The sequence below is a fragment of the Actinomadura kijaniata NBRC 14229 genome (genome assembly GCF_001552175.1).
GTDB classification, from domain to species: domain Bacteria; phylum Actinomycetota; class Actinomycetes; order Streptosporangiales; family Streptosporangiaceae; genus Spirillospora; species Spirillospora kijaniata.
In genome coordinates, this window is sequence record NZ_BCQR01000004.1 from 49,341 (window position 1) to 65,387 (window position 16,047).

Below are 16,047 nucleotides of genomic sequence, written 5' to 3' on the forward strand. Positions count from 1 at the left end.
GAGCCCCCGCAGGGCCTCCCTGCGGGGGCTCGGCGCGTCACGGGCCGGCCGCGCCGCCCGTCCTGGAGGCCGTGACGGGCCCGCCGTCCGCCGCCTCCCGGCGGTCCCCCGGGCCGTCCTCGCCGCCGCCCTCGCCGTTCCTGGGGCGCCGGGGCGCCAGCAGCGCCAGCGCCAGCACCCCGGCCATCGCGCCGCCCGCCGCCGCGAAGCCGGTGACGAAGCCGCGTTCGGCGGGGTGGCCGTGGACGGCGGACGCGGCGACGATCACCGCGCTGACCTGGGTGCCCAGCGACGCGCCGACGGTGCGCAGCAGGGTGTTGACGCCGGTGGCGACGCCGGTCCGCTCGTGCGCGACGGCCGCGACGACCAGGTTGGCGACCGCCGCGTAGGCGAGGCCGAGCCCCGCGCCGCGCGCGACGCCGCCCGCGTAGAGCTGCCACATCGCGTCGTGCCAGAACGCCACGAACCCGTACCCGCCGCCGGTCAGGACCGCCCCGGCCAGCAGCACGGCGCGCGAGCCGACGCGGCGGTGCAGCGTCCCGGCGGCCATGCCCGCGACGGTCATGGCCGCGCCGGCGGGCAGTTGCAGCATCGCCGCCTGGGTCGCGGTGCCGCCGAACCCGAAGCCGGTCGAGGCGGGGAGCTGGACCAGCAGCGGGAACAGCACCCCGCCCGCCATCAGGGCGTAGCCGGCCAGCACCGAGGCGGCGTTGGCGGTCCACACCCCGCGCCGCCGCATCAGCCGCAGGTCCACCAGCGGCTCGGCCACGCGGGACTCCACGCGCAGCCACACCGCCAGCAGCACGGCCGCCAGAACCGACAGGCCGATCACTCCGGGTGACGTCCAGCCCCAGTCCATGCCCTGGGTCAGCGCCGTCAGCGCGGCCACCAGGGCCCCCGCGAACAGCGCCGCGCCCCACCAGTCGACCCGGGCGGCCGGGCGCGGTGCGGACTCGGGAACGATCCACCAGGCCGCGACCAGGCCGGGCATCAGGCCGAGCACCGGAATCCACAGCAGCCAGCGCCAGCCCGCCAGGTCGATGACCGGTCCTGCGACGCACCACGACAGCGCGCCGCCCAGGCCGAGCATCGACGACATCAGGCCGACCGCCGGGGCGGTGCGCTCGGGCGGGAACACCTCGCGCACGATCGTGTAGGCGAGCGGGAACACGCCGCCGCCGACCCCGGCCAGCGCCCGCCCGGCCAGCATGACCGGCAGGTTCGGGGCGGCCGCGGCGGTCACCATGCCGGCGGTGGCGACGGCCAGCACGACCAGCAGCACGCGGCGCGGCCCGTACAGGTCGCCGAGCCTGCCGACGACAGGGGTGGCGACGGCCGCCGACAGGGTCATCGCCGTCAGCGCCCAGGCGGCCCCGGCGGCGCTGGTGCGCATGTCCTGCTGGAGCAACGGGAGCGCGGGGGTCACCACGGCCATGGCCAGCGAGTAGGCCATCACGCCGAGGAAGGCCAGCAGGGGGACCAGGCCGCGCGCGCTGTTCCGTTGTCTCACGGATGCACATTCTCATAAGGGGCGAACGCCGCTTCTCGCCCGCCCCCCTTCACAGTCAGCGCTGACTGTGAGATGGTCGGCTTCACCGTCAGGACTGACGGTGAAGCCGGAGGGGGAGCGATGACCCGGGTGCAGCAGCGGGACGCGACCCGCCGCCTGCTGGTGGACGCGGCGGTGGAGACGCTCATCGGGAAGGGCTACGCCGCCACCACGACGCTGGAGGTGCAGCGCCGCGCCGGGGTCAGCCGGGGCGCGCTGCTGCACCACTTCCCCACCCGCCAGGCGCTGTTCGGGGCGGCGGTCGCGGGCCTGGTGGAGCGCAACGAGCGCGCCGTCCGCGAGGCCCTGGCGACCGTCGCGCCGGGCGCCGACCCGGTGGCCCGCGCCCTGCACGTGCTGCGCGCCGCGCTGCTGACCCCCTCGTTCGGCGCGGAGCTGGAGCTGTGGACCGCCGCCCGCACCGACCCCGGCCTGCGCGCCGAGCTGCGCCGCGCCGAGGGGGCCGCCCGCCGCGACCTGTACCGGGTGATCGACGAGGTGGTGGGGCCGCGGGTCACCGCCTCCCCCGCCTACCCGGTGATCGCCGACCTGACCGTGCAGCTGCTGCGCGGCATCGCCATCTCCGACGTGCTCTACCCCGACGGCGCCGACCGAGGGGCGCTGCTCGACCAGTGGGCGGGCGTGGTCCGCCTGATGCTGAAGGAGAACCCGTGACGTTCGAGACCCTCCGGTACGAGACGCGGGACCGCAAGGCGTACATCACGCTCGACCGGCCCGACCGCCTCAACGCCATCGACTTCCGCATGCCGGGCGAGCTGCGCGCCGCCGTCCGCCGCGCCAACGACGACCCCGGGGTCCATGTGATCGTGCTGGCGGGCGCGGGCCGGGCGTTCTGCTCCGGCTACGACCTGAAGATCTCCGCCGAGGATGGGCAGGGCACCCAGCGGGAGCACACCTGGGATCCGATCGCGGACTACCGGGTGATGAAGGAGTTCACCGACGACTACTTCACGCTGTGGCGGTCGCTGAAGCCGACGATCGCCAAGGTCCACGGGTACGCCATCGCGGGCGGCAGCGACATCGCGCTGTCCTGCGACATCGTGGTCATGGCCGACGACGCGCGGATCGGCTACCCGCCCGCGCGGGTGTGGGGCTGCCCCACCACCGCGATGTGGGTGTACCGGCTGGGCGCCGAGCGCGCCAAGCGCATGCTGTTCACCGGCGACACCATCGACGGGAGACAGGCCGCCGAGTGGGGCCTGGTGCTGGAGTCCGCGCCCGCCGACGAGCTGGACGCGCGGGTGGAGGAGCTGGCCGACCGGATGGCGGGCGTTCCGACCAACCAGCTCGCCATGCAGAAACTCATGATCAACCAGGCGTACGACAGCATGGGCCTGCACGGCACGCAGATCCTGGCGACGCTGTTCGACGGCATCACCCGGCACTCCCCCGAGGGCCGCTGGTTCCAGGGGTTCGCCGCCGCGCACGGCTTCCACGAGGCCGTCCGGTGGCGCGACTCGGGACGGTGGATCCCCGAGGGCGGCGGCCCGGTCCCCGCGCGCGAAGACCTGGAGGGATAGACGATGCTCACCGAGTCGTACTGGCCCGCCGACACCTCGCGGCCCGTGCTGGAGACGACGCCCGGCGACGTGCTGCGGCGGGCCGCCGCGAACGCCCCCGACCGGATCGCGCTGGCCGAGGTCGCCCCCGAGGCGCTGACCGGCGACGGCCGCACCGACCGCACCTGGACCTACCGGGAGCTGCTCGACCAGGCGCACCGCGCCGCCACCTGGCTGTCGGCGCGCTTCGCGCCCGGCGAGCACGTCGCGGTGTGGGCCCCCAACGTCCCCGAGTGGGTGATCCTCCAGTACGGCGCGGCCATGGCCGGCCTGGTGCTGGTCACCGCCAACCCCGCGCTGCGCGAACCCGAGCTGGAGTACCTGCTCGCGCAGTCGCGCTCGGCGGGCGTCGCGTACGTGGACGCGTTCCGGGGCACCGACATGGCCGGGACCGTGGAGCGGATCGCCGCCCGGACCCCGGCGCTGCGCGAGCGGATCCCGCTCCGGGACTGGGCCGCCGAGATCGCCGCCGTCGGGCCGGGCCCGCTGCCGGACGTCGCGCCCGGCGACGCGGCGCAGGTCCAGTACACCTCCGGCACGACCGGCCGCCCCAAGGGGGCGCTGCTGCACCACCGGGGGCTGGTCACCAACGCGTTCCTGGTCGCCGACTGCGCCGGGTTCCCCGCGGGCGGGACGTGGGTGACGGCGCTGCCGCTGTTCCACACGGCGGGCTGCGGGCTGTCGGTGCTGGGCACGGCGGTCAACGGGGGCACGCTCGTGCTGGCGCAGTCCTTCCACCCCGAGCTGCTGCTGCGGGCGCTCCAGGACCGGCGGGGGCACCTGTTCGGGGGCGTACCGGCGATGCTGACGGCGATGCTGGCGCATCCGGGCTTCGACGCGTTCGACCTCTCGGCGCTGCGGCTGGTGATGTCGGGCGGCGACACCGTGCCGCCCGCGCTGGTGAGCGAGGCCGAACGCCGCTTCGGCGCGCGGTTCTCCACGGTGTACGGGCAGACCGAGCTGAGCCCGGTCGTCACGCAGACGTCGCCGGACGACGCCCCGGAGGACAGGGCCGGCACCGCCGGACGCCCGCTGCCGCAGGTCGAGGTGAAGGTCGTCGACCCGGCGACCGGGCAGACGACGCCGCCCGGGACGCCGGGCGAGGTCTGCGCGCGCGGCCACCAGGTGATGCTGGGCTACCTGGACCTGCCCGAGGCGACCGCCGCCACGGTCGACCCCGACGGCTGGCTGCGCACCGGCGACCTCGGCGCGCTCGACGGGCGCGGCTACCTGACCATCACCGGCCGCCGCAAGGACATGATCATCCGAGGCGGGGAGAACATCTACCCCCGCGAGATCGAGGAGGTGCTGTCCCGGCATCCGGGCGTGGCGGCGGTGGCGGTGCTGGGCGTTCCCGACCCCGGCTGGGGCGAGCAGGTCGCGGCCGTCGTGGTCCCCGCCGATCCGGACCGGCCGCCGACCGCCGCCGAGCTGCGCGACCACGTGCGCGCCCGGCTCGCCCCGCACAAGACGCCGCGGACCTGGCGGCTCGCCGGGGAGCTGCCCGCCAACGCCATGGGCAAGACGCAGAAGTTCCTGCTCCGCGACCGGCTCGCCGACCTGCCCGAGCCGCCGTGACGCCTCAGGCGAAGCGGGGCGGGCGGCGCGGCCAGGGCCGGGCGGCCTCCAGCTGCGCGGCCAGCCCCAGCAACAGCGCCTCCCGTCCCGGCGCGGCCACCAGCTGGACCGACAGCGGCAGCCCCGACAGGCCCACGCCCATCGGGACCGAGGCCGCCGGGAACCCGGCCAGGTTCCAGGCCGCCGTCATCGGCGCGTAGAGCATCGCGGAGCCGACGCTGCGCACCCAGGCCCCGGCCACGCCCCACGAGCGGGCGGCGGGCGCGTAGCGGGCCAGGGTCGGCATCACCAGGACGTCGCGGCGCTCGAACAGCGGGGCCACGGCCGCGCGGAAGCGTTCCCGTTCGCCGGGGCGGGGCGGACGGACCCTGGCGACCAGCCGCCCGGCCCTGGCGTGCCGCCGGGTGCGCTTCTCCAGGCGCGGGTCGGCCGCGTACTGCTCGGCGTCCGCCGCGGGCAGCGCGAGCCACCGGGAGACGACGGCGGTCGCCGCCCACAGCGGATAGTCGGGATCGTCGCGGACGACGTGGTGCCCCAGCCCCACGAACGCCGCCCCGGCCTCCCGGACCGCCTGGCGGAACTCGGGGTGGATCATCACCCCGGCGGCGGGCGGCCGCACCGACAGCGCGATCCGCGTCCGCCCCGGCTCGGCGACCCCGGCGAGCGACGGGTCGTCCGCCATCGCCGCCAGCGCCAGCGCCGCGTCGGCGACGGTCGTGGCGAGGGGCCCGTTCTCGGCCATGTGGTCCCAGGCGTCGGTGCCGATCTCGGCGGGCACCACGCCGAGGCCCGGCTTGATCCCGAACAGCCCGCAGTTGGCGGCGGGGATGCGGATGGACCCCGCGCCGTCGTTGCCGTGCGCGACGGGCGCCATGCCCGCCGCCACGGCCGCCGCCGCGCCCCCGGAGGACCCGCCCGCCGTCCGGGACGGATCCCACGGGTTGCGGCTGGTCCCGAACGCGCTGTCGGTGAACGGGTAGATGCCGAGCTCCGGCAGGTTCGTCTGCCCCACCACCACGGCCCCGGCGGCCCGCAGCCGCGCCACCACGGGGTGGTCCTTCTCCTGGGGCCCGTCGGGCGTGGCCGCCGACCCCGACCGCATCGGCTCCCCGGCGACCGGAACGTTGTCCTTGACCGGAACCGGAACCCCGGCGAGCGGCAGCTCCGCCCGGTCGGCCCGCGCGTCCACCTCGGCCGCCTCGGCGAGCGCCCGCTCCCGCCGAACCCGCGCGAACGCGCCCAGCTCGTCGTCGAGGGCGTCGATGCGCTCCAGATGCTCCCGCACGACCTCGACCGCCGTGACCTTCCCCGCCCGCACCGCCGCCGCGATCTCCGTCGCCCGCCGACCCACCCATTCACCCATAAGCCGGAAGTTTGCCATTTCATGGACATTCGCGGCGGCCCACACCTCCAGAACCCCGACGTCCGCCGAGAAGCACCAGGAGGCATCCGTGCCATGACGGCACACCGACCAGAGCCGAAAGGTCGCTCAACACGACATCGCGCCAACGGGCCGCGCCGGTATCGGGCTCGGCCCCAGGGGGCGGGGCGTACACCCACAAAACCTCAATGTCCCGAAGACCGGGACAGGGGGCCGACGCCGGGAAGCACGACATCGCACCGACGGACCGCCTCGGGGGATGACGGCGCCGCCGGCGCCCCCGGAGGCCGGGGCAGGGGGCCGACGTCGAAGGCGAGATCCCGTGGAAGTACGACATCGCGCCGACGGACCGCCTCGGGGGAATTACGGTGCCGTCGGCGCGATGCCGGTATCGGGCCCGGCCCCAGGGGGAGGGTGGACCGAGGCCCGGGTATCGGCGGACCCATCTCAGCCCGCACGCGAGCGCGTCCGGAGGCTGAGGCCGGGATCGAAGCCGAAGGCGAGATCCCGGCGGAAGATCGCGGAGCGATGCAGCGCTCGCCCGCTTTTCGGTCAGCCCCGGAGCCCCCAGGGCGGAGGGGATGGGCCGGAAGGCCAATCAATCCAACGTCGGTTGTCCCGGGATGCCGAGGGTGTCCTCCACGAGGGACACGAAGACGCCGGCGTCGTGGAGGAGTTCGTCGGCCTCGCGCGGGGTGACGGCGCGGGGCAGGCCCGCCTCGGCGGCGGCGCGTTTGTCCGCTCCGGCGGCGAAGAACGCCGCCCACTCGCGCAGGGCCGGTTCGGCCTCGGGGAGCAGGACCCACACGCTGCGGGGACCTCGGCGGCGGCCGGGGTCCACCGGCTCCCTCGCGGCCAGCACGGCGGCGGCCGCGCGCAGGGCGGCCAGGTGGGCGCAGACGTAGCGGACGGCGGGCGAGGTCGCCTCGGCGGCCTCGGCCAGGCTCATCCGCGCCGAGTGCAGCTGCCCCGTGACCGTGTGGGCGGGGCGCGGGGCTGGGTGCGGGCGGGATCGGGGGGCGGGGGTCCCGCCGGGACGAGCGGAGTGCGCGCCCGCGTCGGCGAACGCGAAGTGGGCTCCGCGCGCGGTGGGGGTACCGGACATAGGGCCTCCTTCCGGGGCTCGGGCCGGCCGGGCGGAGAGCTTCCCCTCTCTCCGCCCGGCCGTCCGTCCCACCGCGGCCGTCGCGCGCACGGCCACGGTGGGGACGCTGCCCTGATACGGTCCGCGAGTCCCGTATCACGTCGAACATAGGTTCGACGCATTCACAGTAAACCCCGCTGGCGCCGATTCGTCAACGCGTTCGAACACGTGTCACCACCCTGGGCGACCGCGTGGATGATCTCCCAGGTCAGACGATCAGCGGGGCTTTCGAACATGGACGGGGACACCGGTCCTGACGAGCTTCGGGAAGTACTCGGCGACGTGCATCGGCATTCGAACGCAGCCGTGCGAGGCCGGGGACGAGGGCACGTCCAGCGCGCCGTGGAACGCGATGCCGCCGTTGAAGTAGATGGGGTTGTAGAGGCGCCCGAGCGGCGAGACCTCCCACCCCGAGGCGCGCCGCCCGGTCCGGAAGTCCCCGGTGCCGGTGGTCGCGTAACGGCAGCGCGCGACGGTGGCGCCGCGGTCCTTGGCGCAGTAGTACTCCCCCGACCCCGACGAGATGTGCGTGATCAGGGCGGGCCGTCCGTCCCGGTAGACCACGAGGTACTGGCGGCGCAGGTCCACGTCCACCCGGTCGCCCTCGCGTTTACGGGAGACCGGCGACGGCTGTTTCGGGGCGTCCAGCGCCGCCCACACGCGTTTGCCGACGACGCCGTTGGGCTTGAGCCGGTGGACCTTCTGGAACGCCCACACCGCCATCCGCGTGGACGGCCCGTAGCGCCCGTCGGCCTTGCCGGGGTCGTAGCGCAGCGCCCTCAGCCGCCGCTGCAACGCCCGCACGTCCTCCCCCTTCGCCCCGGGCTTGAGCGTGCGCCGCACGGGAGCCGGGGTGGGGGCCGGGGCCGGCCTGGTGGTCGTGGGGGTCTCGGGCGTGGGCCGCGCCTGCGTCTCCTCCGGGCCGCATCCCGCCGCGAGCAGGGCCCCGCCCGCGAGAATCACCGCGAACCGCCTCCGCACGGGATCACCTCCCTCACTAGGGTTCTGCCCATGCATCCCAACGTCGAACGCGTCATCGCCGACCTGCGCGCCCGGGGCGCCACCGGCGAGGTCCGCGAACTCCCCGACGCCGCCCGCACCGCGCGGGCCGCCGCCGACCAGCTCGGCTGCGAGGTCGGCGCCATCGCCAACAGCCTGGTCTTCGAGGCCGACGGGGCGCCGCTGCTGGTGCTGACCAGCGGCGCGCACCGGGTGGACACCGCCCGGGTCGCCGCGCTGGTCGGGGCGGCGAAGGTGGGGCGCGCGACACCGGAGTTCGTGCGCGAGGCCACCGGTCAGGCGATCGGGGGCGTCGCCCCGGTCGGCCACCCCGCGCCGGTCCGTACCCTCGTGGACGTCTGGCTGGACAAGTACGAGCGGGTCTGGGCGGCGGCCGGGCTCCCGCACACCGTCTTCCCGACCTCCTTCGAGGAACTGCTGCGCATCACCGGGGGCGACCCCGCCGAAGTGGGAGTGGACGAATGAGCACGAGCCGACGCGCGTCGTCTGGACTGAGGAGCGTAGGGAGCTTGCGACCGGAGCGACGAGGGAAGACGGCGCGTAAGACGGCGGCGAGTAGCCGAGCGGAGGCGAGGCAATGAGCACAGAGCTGTGGCACAACCCGCGCTGCTCCAAGAGCCGGGCGGCCAAGGCGGCGCTGGACGAGGCGGGCGTGGCCTACACCGAGCGGCGCTACCTGGACGAGCCGCCGACGGCCGAGGAGCTCGACGCCGTGCTGACCTCGATCGGCGCGGAGCCGTGGGAGGTCGCGCGGCTGAACGAGGCCGTCGCCAGGGAGCTGGACCTGAAGAACCTGGAACGCGACCGCGCCAGGTGGATCGAGGTCATGGTGGCCAACCCGGTGCTCATCCAGCGGCCGATCGTGGTCACCGGCGGGGGCGCCGTCGTGGCGCGCGACGACGAATCGGTACGCCGGGCACTCGACAGCGCGTGATGCGAGTGTGATTCTGGGGATTTACCCGGGACCTCTCGTCGGCGACCCTCGGAGGGGCTGGAATGCCATCGCAGATGCGCGGCGCGGCCGCGCGTGACTCCGACTTCCGGGGGATCGACCCGCCCGCGCTGAACGCCCTGCTCAAACAGGTCCGTGACGCCCACACGGCGATCACCGGGTGGCTGTCGGCGCACCGGCCGCCGCCCGGGGTGTCGTCGGCCGGATACCGGCAGGCCGAGCAGGTCGCGCAGTGGGCGGCCGACCAGATGAGCATGCTGACGCGGCGCTACAACTACGCGATCACCCATCCCGACCGGGGCGGCGAGGTGGCGCCGCCCCCCGTCCCCGCGCCGCCGCGCGCCGGGGGGAGCCCCGGCTCCGGCCCCGCCGGGACGCCGCGGGCGCCGCGTCCGCCCCGGCCGAACACCACCCCGCGGGGCGCGGGCGACCTGGGCGGCTTCCCCGACCGGGAGTCCGCGCTCAGGGCGGCCCGCTCCGACGCGCTGGCGGCGACCGCCGCGATCCAGGACCGCAAGCCGATCCCGGACGCGGTGTGGAGGAACCTCAGGGCCAACGCCGACGACCCCGACTACACCGAGAAGCTGTACGAGCGGCTCGGCCCGGCGGGCGCGGCGGCCCTGCTGAAGGCCGCCGGGAACGACGGGGCCCGCCTCAGGACCGTCGAGGAGTCGCTGGGCACGGCCAGCCACCACCTGACGATGGACGTCCGGTGGCTGCGCGCGTTCCTGGCCGAGGCGGACCGCACCGGCGTGCGCGCGGTCGCCGTGCAGGTCCTGACCGGCGCGGACATGAGCAAGCGGACCCGGGAGGCGATCGGGCGGCTGGAGCTGCGCGGCGATCCGGCTCCCCCGCCCCGGGACCGGCCCGCCGGGCCCGCGCACCCGCCGCTGAAACCGGGCGCCCCGGCGTTCGAACAGACCTCCGGCTAAGAGGGACACCATGGCCGCACCACCGCCCCCCGGCGCGCTGCCGCCGCCGCTCGACTCGGCCGCGGCGGCGAAGCTGCCGCCCACCGAGCAGCCCAACCCCGCCTACCGGCAGCTCTACCAGGCCTACGCCGACGCCTACGGCAGCATCGACCGGCTGCGCCGCGCCCTGGACCCGGCCCACCGGACGCTGAACGGCACCGACGCCTGGCTCGGTCCCGAGGCGCGCCAGTGGGGCGGGCAGCTCGACACGCAGCGCGGCCAGTTGCAGAAGGCGGCCGACCGGATCCTCTGGGACATCTACGAGCGCCTTTCGGCGACGCAGCGGACCATCGCCCGGGTCTAAGCTCGCTCGCGTGAGAGAGCCCTGGGTGCGTGAGATCGACCGGCGGGCGTTCCTGCGCCGGCTGCGGCCGATCCTGGAGGTGTACGCGGCGGCGATGCGGCCGCCGCCGGAACAGCTGCCGGGACGGCACACGATCATGGAACGGCACGCGTCGTACCCGCGCTTCCGGGCGCTGGTCGCGGAGCGGCGGCCGGCGTTCCCGGGGCTGCCGGGGACGGTGCGCGGCTTCGCCTACGGGTTCCACGGCGAACGCGGCCAGTGGTGGCACGACGTGGTGCACCAGGCGCTGGAGCGCCGGGGCGGGCCCGGGCACGCCGCGGGGTGGCTGTCGGACGCGTTCGAGGTCGCCGAGCTGCACGTCCACCCGGAGGCGCAGGGGCAGGGCCTGGGGCGCAGGCTGCTGACGGGGCTGTGCGAGGGGCGTCCGGAGACGACGGTGGTGCTGTCGACGCTGGACGGGCCGGAGGACTCCCCGGCCCGCCGCCTCTACCGGTCGGTGGGCCTGGTCGACCTGCTCACCGACTTCGAGTTCCCGGGGGGCGGGCCGCGCTACGCCGTCATGGGCGGGCGGCTGCCGTTGGCCCCGTACCCGGAGCCGGCCAGCAGCTCGTAGACCTCGCGGGTCGCCGTCGACTTGTTGAAGGTGATGAAGTGGATGCCGGGCGCGCCCTCGTCGAGCAGCTCCCGGCACAGCTCGGCGGCGTGCTCGATGCCGAGGCGGCGCACCGCCTCGGGGTCGCCGGCCACCCGCTCGAAGCGCTCGCGCACCTCCGGCGGGAACGGCGCGCCCGACAGCTGCTCGGACCGCTCGATCGTGCTGAGCTGGGTGACCGGCATGATCCCCGGGATGATCGGAACGTCGCAGCCCTGCGCGACGACCCGGTCGCGCAGCCGCAGGTAGTCCTCGGCGCGGAAGAACATCTGCGTGATCGCGTAGTCGGCGCCCGCCCGGCACTTGGCCACGAAGTGGCGGGTGTCGCTCTCGATGTCGCCCGAGCGCGGGTGCTTGTAGGGGAACGCCGCCACGCCCACGCAGAAGTCGCCGTAGGAGCGGATCATGCGGACCAGCTCGGCGGCGTACTCCACGCCCTCGGGGTGCTTGACCCACTCGCCCATCGGGTCGCCCGGCGGGTCGCCGCGCAGCGCCAGGATGTTGCGCACGCCGACGGAGGCGAACCGGCCGATCAGGTGGCGCAGCTCGGCCTGGGAGTGGTCGACGGCGGTGAAGTGCGCGACGGGCGTGAGGGTGGTGTCGGTCGCGATCCGCTCGACGATGTCGACCGTCTTGTCGCGGGTGCCGCCGCCCGCGCCGTAGGTCACCGACACGAACGCCGGGTGCAGCGGCTCCAGCTCGCGGATGGTACGCCAGAGGGTCCGCGCGCCCTTCTCGGTCTTCGGCGGGAAGAACTCGAACGAGAACGTGGGGCCGCCCGCCGCGAGCAGCTCGCGGACGGTGGGCGCTCTGTCGGGGCGTACGCGTCGCATCCGCCCAGCGTACAGAACCGGGCTGAACCCCGGGTAAGCGTGACTTCGCGCACATCCGGCACCGGCATGACCTTTTCTTTCGGGTATCGATGCCTTTGCGGGGTGCTGCGGCGACGCGTCCGCTCTGCGGGTGGATACGATCTCGGCATGCCTACCAGCCGTATCCGCAAAGAGGTCGACGAGGCGTTGTTCTCGTTCGTCGACCAGCGCCGCCCTCTGCTGCTGGGCATCAGCGAGGACCTGGCGGCGCTGATGGCGGCGCTGCGGGCCCTGTTGCAGGGCGGCAAGCGGCTGCGGCCCGCGTTCGCCTACTGGGGCTGGCGGGCCGCCGACGGCGAACCGTACGGCGACGGCATCGTGCGCGCCGCCGCCTCGCTGGAGTTCCTCCAGGCCAGCGCGCTGATCCACGACGACGTGATGGACTCCAGCGACACCCGCCGGGGGCAGCCGGCGGCGCACCGCCGGTTCGAGACGATGGCGGCCCGGATGGGCTGGCCGGGCGCGGCCGCGCCGTTCGGCGAGGGCGCGGCGATCCTGCTGGGCGACCTGTGCCTGGCGTGGTCGGCGGAGATGTTCGAGGCCAGCGGGCTGGAGGAGGAGCGCCGCGCGGCCGGGCGGCGGGTCTACGACCTGATGCGCACCGAGGTCATGTGCGGCCAGTACCTGGACCTGCTGGAGGGGGTGCGGGCGCAGGGCACGGTCGATCGGGCCCTGAAGGTCGTGGAGTACAAGAGCGCCAAGTACACCATCGAACGCCCCCTGCACCTGGGCGCGGCGCTGGCGGGCGCGGACGCGGCCACGATGGGCGCGCTGACCAACTACGGGCTGCCGCTGGGCATCGCGTTCCAGCTGCGCGACGACGTGCTGGGCGTGTTCGGCGACCCGGACGAGACCGGCAAGCCCGCCGGGGACGACCTGCGCGAGGGCAAGCGGACCGCGCTGGTGGCGCTGACCCTGGAGCGGGCCGGCGAGACCGCCGCCGCCGAGCTGGAGCGCCGGCTGGGGGACCCCGCCCTGGACGAGGCCGGGGTGGACGCGCTGCGCACGATCATCACCGAGTCCGGCGGGCTGGCGGCCTGCGAGGAGATGATCGAGAAGTACGCGGGGCAGGCGCACCGGGCGCTGAACATCGCGCCGATCACCGCCGAGGCGCGCGACGCGCTGGCGGACCTGGCCGTGAAGGCGACCACCCGCCAGTCCTGAGCCGGTGCCGAGCCGGGCCTGACCGGCTGCGGCGGGGGTTTACCGCCGCGCCGAAAGTGACTCGTTCCGGCCAAATACGCCCCGTGGGGTAGCACCGTTCCACCGCCTGGTGGCACAAATGTCGCCATGGCCGCCGAACCGCGCATCCCCCCGCTCCCCGAGAACCAGTGGGACGACGTCCTGAAGGCCGTGGCCGCGACCACCGGTCCGCTGCACGTCTTCACCACCCTGGGCCGCCACCCCGAGCTGTTCGCCGCCTGGATCGGCCTCGGCTCGCAGCTCCTGATGAAGGGCACGCTGGGCGACCGCGTCCGGGAGCTGGCGATCCTGCGCACCGCCCACCACCGGTCCTGCGGCTACGAGTGGACGCACCACCACCGGCTGGGCCTGGCGGCGGGGCTGACCGAGACCGAGATCGCCGCGCTGCGCCAGGACCGGGACGCCCACCCCTGGGACGCCGGGGACCGCGCCGTCCTGCGCGCCGCCGACGAGCTGCACGCCACCGGCACGCTGGGCGACGCCGCCTGGGCCGACCTCGCCGGACGGTTCGACGAGCGCGAGCTGATCGAGCTGGTCATGCTGATCGGCCACTACCACATGCTCGCGTTCGCGCTGAACGCCCTGCGCGTCCAGCCGGAGGAACCGGACCGTCCGGAGGAAGGCGGGTCCCGCTGATGGGCGCCGCGAAACGCTGGATCGCGATCACCGGCTCCCTGGCGTCGGCGCTGGCGCTGCTGTCGGCCCCCGGGCCCGCGCGGGCGGCGGGGCGCTGCGGGGACCCCGCGCGCCGCCCCTGGTGCGACACGAAGCTCACGCCCGACCGGCGCGCGGCCCTGCTGCTGGCGAAGCTGACCGAGGACGAGAAGATCGGGCTGCTGGCGTCCGACGACCCCTTCGGCGGCCCGCTCGGCGGGATCTCCGAGAACGCCCACGCCGACACCTCCCACGGCGTCCCCCGCCTCGGCGTCCCGCCCCTCTACATGGCCGACGGCCCCGCCGGGGTCCGCCAGGGGAGGGCGACCGCGCTGCCCGCGCCGATCGCGATGGCCGCCGCGTTCGACGAGGACGCCGCCGCCCGCTACGGCGCGACCGTCGGGTGGGAGGCCCGGCACCGGGGCAACGACGTGCTGTTCGGCCCGACCGTGGACGTGCTGCGCGCCCCGCTGAACGGCCGCGCGTTCGAGGGCCTGGGCGAGGACCCCCACCTGTCGTCGCGGACGGCCGCGGCCTGGGTGAACGGCCTGCAACGGCAGGGCGTGATGGCGTCGGTCAAGCACCTGGCCGTCTACACCCAGGAGACCGACCGGCTGGAGCTGCGGATGAGGGTGGACCCGCGCACCCTGCGCGAGATCTACCTGCCGCCGTTCGAGGCCGCCGTCCGGCAGGGCCGCGCGGCGACCGTGATGTGCGGGTTCGGGCAGCTCAACGGCCGCTGGGCGTGCGAGGACGGCGGCGTCCTCACCGGGATCCTGCGCGGCGAGTGGGGCTTCAAGGGGTTCGTCGTCTCCGACCACACCGCCCTGCACGACGCGGCCCGCGGGATCAACGGCGGCCTGGACATGGAGCTGCCGATCGGCCTGAAGTACAACGCCTGGACGCTCAGGCAGGCCGTCCAGCAGCGGAAGGTCACCTGGGCGACCGTCGACGGGCGGGTCCGCGCCATCCTGCGCACGATGTTCGCGTTCGGGGTGTTCGACCGCGCCGCCCATCCCAACGACCTCACCCGCGTCGACCGCACCGCCAGCGAGGAGACCGCGCGGCGCGTCGCCGAGAGCGGCATGACGCTGCTGAAGAACGCCGGCGGGATCCTGCCGCTGAAGGCCCCGAAGTCGATCGCGCTGATCGGCCGGGGCGCGGTGGAGAACCCCAGCGGCTTCGGCTCGGCCAAGGTCGAGCCGTTCACCCAGGTCACCCCGCGCGACGGCATCGCGCGGCGGGCCGGGAACGGCACGACCGTCACCCACCACGACGGCCACCACCGGGCGGCGGCGGTGGAGGCGGCGCGCCGGGCCGACGTGGCGATCGTGTTCGTCTCCGACACCCAGGGCGAGTTCTTCGACAAGTCCTGCCTCACCCTCACCTGCGCCCGCGACCCCCTCAAGGGCGACCAGGACGGCCTGGTCGCGGACGTCGCCGCGGCGAACCCCGACACGATCGTGGTGCTGGAGACCGGCGGTCCGGTGCTCACCCCCTGGGCCGGCCGGGTCAGGGGCGTCGTGCAGGCGTGGTACCCCGGCCAGCGGGGCGGCGAGGCGCTGGCGCGGGTGCTGTACGGGGACGTCGACCCCGGCGGGCGGCTGCCGATGACGTTCCCGGCCGCCGAGAGGGACGCGCCCCTGGCCGGGAACCCGGCCCGGTACCCGGGCGTGGGCAAGACCGTGACGTTCTCCGAAGGCGTCATGGTCGGGTACCGGCACTACGACGCCAGGAGGCTCACGCCGCGGTTCCCGTTCGGGCACGGCCTCTCGTACACGACGTTCCGCTACGGCGGGCTGTCGGTGCGGCCGGACCGGGTCCAGGTCACCGTCACCAACACCGGGAAGCAGCCGGGCTACGCGGTCCCGCAGCTGTACCTGGGGCTGCCGTCGCCGCGCGCCGGGATCCCGCAGCCGCCCCGCCAGCTCAAGGGGTACGACAAGGTCCTGCTGGCCCCCGGCGCGAGCGCCCGCGTCACGTTCCCGATCACGTCGCGGTCGCTGGCGTACTGGGACGAGGCCGCCGGGGGCTGGCGGGTCGCGCGGGGCTGCTACACCGTCGGCGTCGGTTCCTCCTCCCGCGACCTGCCGCTCACCGGCCGGTTCGGGCAGGGGGGCGCGGCCTGCTGACCGCGCGTTCGCCGTCCGACTGCGGGGCGTCGCGGGGACGCGGTACAAATAACGC

16 protein-coding genes are annotated in these 16,047 nt (G+C 75.1%); 11 read left to right on the forward strand and 5 right to left on the reverse strand.

Features of this window, described 5'->3' with window-relative positions; translation table 11 throughout:
* Positions 1–37 precede the first annotated feature (37 nt).
* Positions 38–1,510 (reverse strand): MFS transporter, encoded by a 1,473-nt coding sequence (locus tag AKI01S_RS01390; protein ID WP_245681436.1) that lies wholly within the window; start codon positions 1,508–1,510, stop codon positions 38–40.
* A 120-nt stretch (positions 1,511–1,630) separates the two neighbouring features.
* Here AKI01S_RS01390 and AKI01S_RS01395 point away from each other — a divergent pair, with 120 nt between their 5' ends.
* From AKI01S_RS01395 to AKI01S_RS01405, 3 genes are read left to right on the forward strand one after another with little or no spacing between them, the layout of a single operon-like run.
* A complete protein-coding gene (locus AKI01S_RS01395; RefSeq protein ID WP_067811383.1) occupies positions 1,631–2,224 on the forward strand; it encodes a TetR/AcrR family transcriptional regulator in 594 nt (197 codons plus the stop codon).
* Positions 2,221–3,090, forward strand: coding sequence for a crotonase/enoyl-CoA hydratase family protein (locus AKI01S_RS01400; RefSeq protein WP_067811385.1), 870 nt, complete (start codon positions 2,221–2,223; stop codon positions 3,088–3,090). The genes AKI01S_RS01395 and AKI01S_RS01400 overlap by 4 nt, the downstream gene beginning before the upstream one ends.
* A gap of 3 nt (positions 3,091–3,093) precedes the next feature.
* Positions 3,094–4,707: an AMP-binding protein gene (locus AKI01S_RS01405; protein ID WP_067811388.1), complete on the forward strand. Its 1,614-nt coding sequence runs from the start codon at positions 3,094–3,096 to the stop codon at positions 4,705–4,707.
* A gap of 4 nt (positions 4,708–4,711) precedes the next feature.
* On the opposite strand, the gene AKI01S_RS01410 is transcribed toward AKI01S_RS01405, so the two are convergent.
* The 3 genes from AKI01S_RS01410 to AKI01S_RS01420 form a co-directional block, all read right to left on the reverse strand.
* Complete coding sequence (locus tag AKI01S_RS01410) at positions 4,712–6,070, reverse strand: amidase (RefSeq protein ID WP_067811390.1); 1,359 nt, start codon at positions 6,068–6,070, stop codon at positions 4,712–4,714.
* 616 nt (positions 6,071–6,686) lie between these two features.
* Positions 6,687–7,193 carry an SAV_6107 family HEPN domain-containing protein gene (locus AKI01S_RS01415; protein ID WP_067811393.1) on the reverse strand — a complete coding sequence of 169 codons (507 nt, stop codon included), beginning with the start codon at positions 7,191–7,193 and terminating at the stop codon, positions 6,687–6,689.
* 255 nt (positions 7,194–7,448) lie between these two features.
* Positions 7,449–8,213 (reverse strand): L,D-transpeptidase family protein, encoded by a 765-nt coding sequence (locus AKI01S_RS01420; RefSeq protein ID WP_245681437.1) that lies wholly within the window; start codon positions 8,211–8,213, stop codon positions 7,449–7,451.
* A 30-nt stretch (positions 8,214–8,243) separates the two neighbouring features.
* On the opposite strand from AKI01S_RS01420, the gene AKI01S_RS01425 reads away from it, so the two are divergent.
* From AKI01S_RS01425 to AKI01S_RS01445, 5 genes are all read left to right on the forward strand, one after another.
* Positions 8,244–8,717, forward strand: a complete 474-nt coding sequence (locus AKI01S_RS01425) for a YbaK/EbsC family protein (protein ID WP_067811398.1) — start codon at positions 8,244–8,246, stop codon at positions 8,715–8,717.
* Between the two features lie 112 nt (positions 8,718–8,829).
* Positions 8,830–9,186: an arsenate reductase family protein gene (locus AKI01S_RS01430; protein ID WP_067811401.1), complete on the forward strand. Its 357-nt coding sequence runs from the start codon at positions 8,830–8,832 to the stop codon at positions 9,184–9,186.
* A 62-nt stretch (positions 9,187–9,248) separates the two neighbouring features.
* Entirely contained in the window at positions 9,249–10,136 is an 888-nt protein-coding gene (locus AKI01S_RS01435) for a hypothetical protein (RefSeq protein ID WP_157419583.1), read from the forward strand.
* A gap of 10 nt (positions 10,137–10,146) precedes the next feature.
* Positions 10,147–10,479 (forward strand): hypothetical protein, encoded by a 333-nt coding sequence (locus tag AKI01S_RS01440; RefSeq protein ID WP_067811405.1) that lies wholly within the window; start codon positions 10,147–10,149, stop codon positions 10,477–10,479.
* A gap of 10 nt (positions 10,480–10,489) precedes the next feature.
* A complete protein-coding gene (locus tag AKI01S_RS01445) occupies positions 10,490–11,092 on the forward strand; it encodes a GNAT family N-acetyltransferase (protein ID WP_067811407.1) in 603 nt (200 codons plus the stop codon).
* Here AKI01S_RS01445 and metF read toward each other — a convergent pair.
* Positions 11,029–11,964: a methylenetetrahydrofolate reductase [NAD(P)H] gene (gene metF / locus AKI01S_RS01450; protein WP_067811410.1), complete on the reverse strand. Its 936-nt coding sequence runs from the start codon at positions 11,962–11,964 to the stop codon at positions 11,029–11,031. The genes AKI01S_RS01445 and metF overlap by 64 nt on opposite strands.
* Before the next feature lie 147 nt (positions 11,965–12,111).
* Here metF and AKI01S_RS01455 point away from each other — a divergent pair, with 147 nt between their 5' ends.
* From AKI01S_RS01455 to AKI01S_RS01465, 3 genes are all read left to right on the forward strand, one after another.
* Complete coding sequence (locus tag AKI01S_RS01455; RefSeq protein ID WP_067811413.1) at positions 12,112–13,167, forward strand: polyprenyl synthetase family protein; 1,056 nt, start codon at positions 12,112–12,114, stop codon at positions 13,165–13,167.
* 126 nt (positions 13,168–13,293) lie between these two features.
* Positions 13,294–13,842, forward strand: coding sequence for a carboxymuconolactone decarboxylase family protein (locus AKI01S_RS01460; protein ID WP_067811415.1), 549 nt, complete (start codon positions 13,294–13,296; stop codon positions 13,840–13,842).
* On the forward strand, positions 13,842–15,992 hold the full coding sequence (locus AKI01S_RS01465) for a beta-glucosidase family protein (RefSeq protein ID WP_067811418.1): 2,151 nt from the start codon (positions 13,842–13,844) through the stop codon (positions 15,990–15,992). The genes AKI01S_RS01460 and AKI01S_RS01465 overlap by 1 nt, the downstream gene beginning before the upstream one ends.
* The last annotated feature ends 55 nt before the right edge of the window (positions 15,993–16,047 follow it).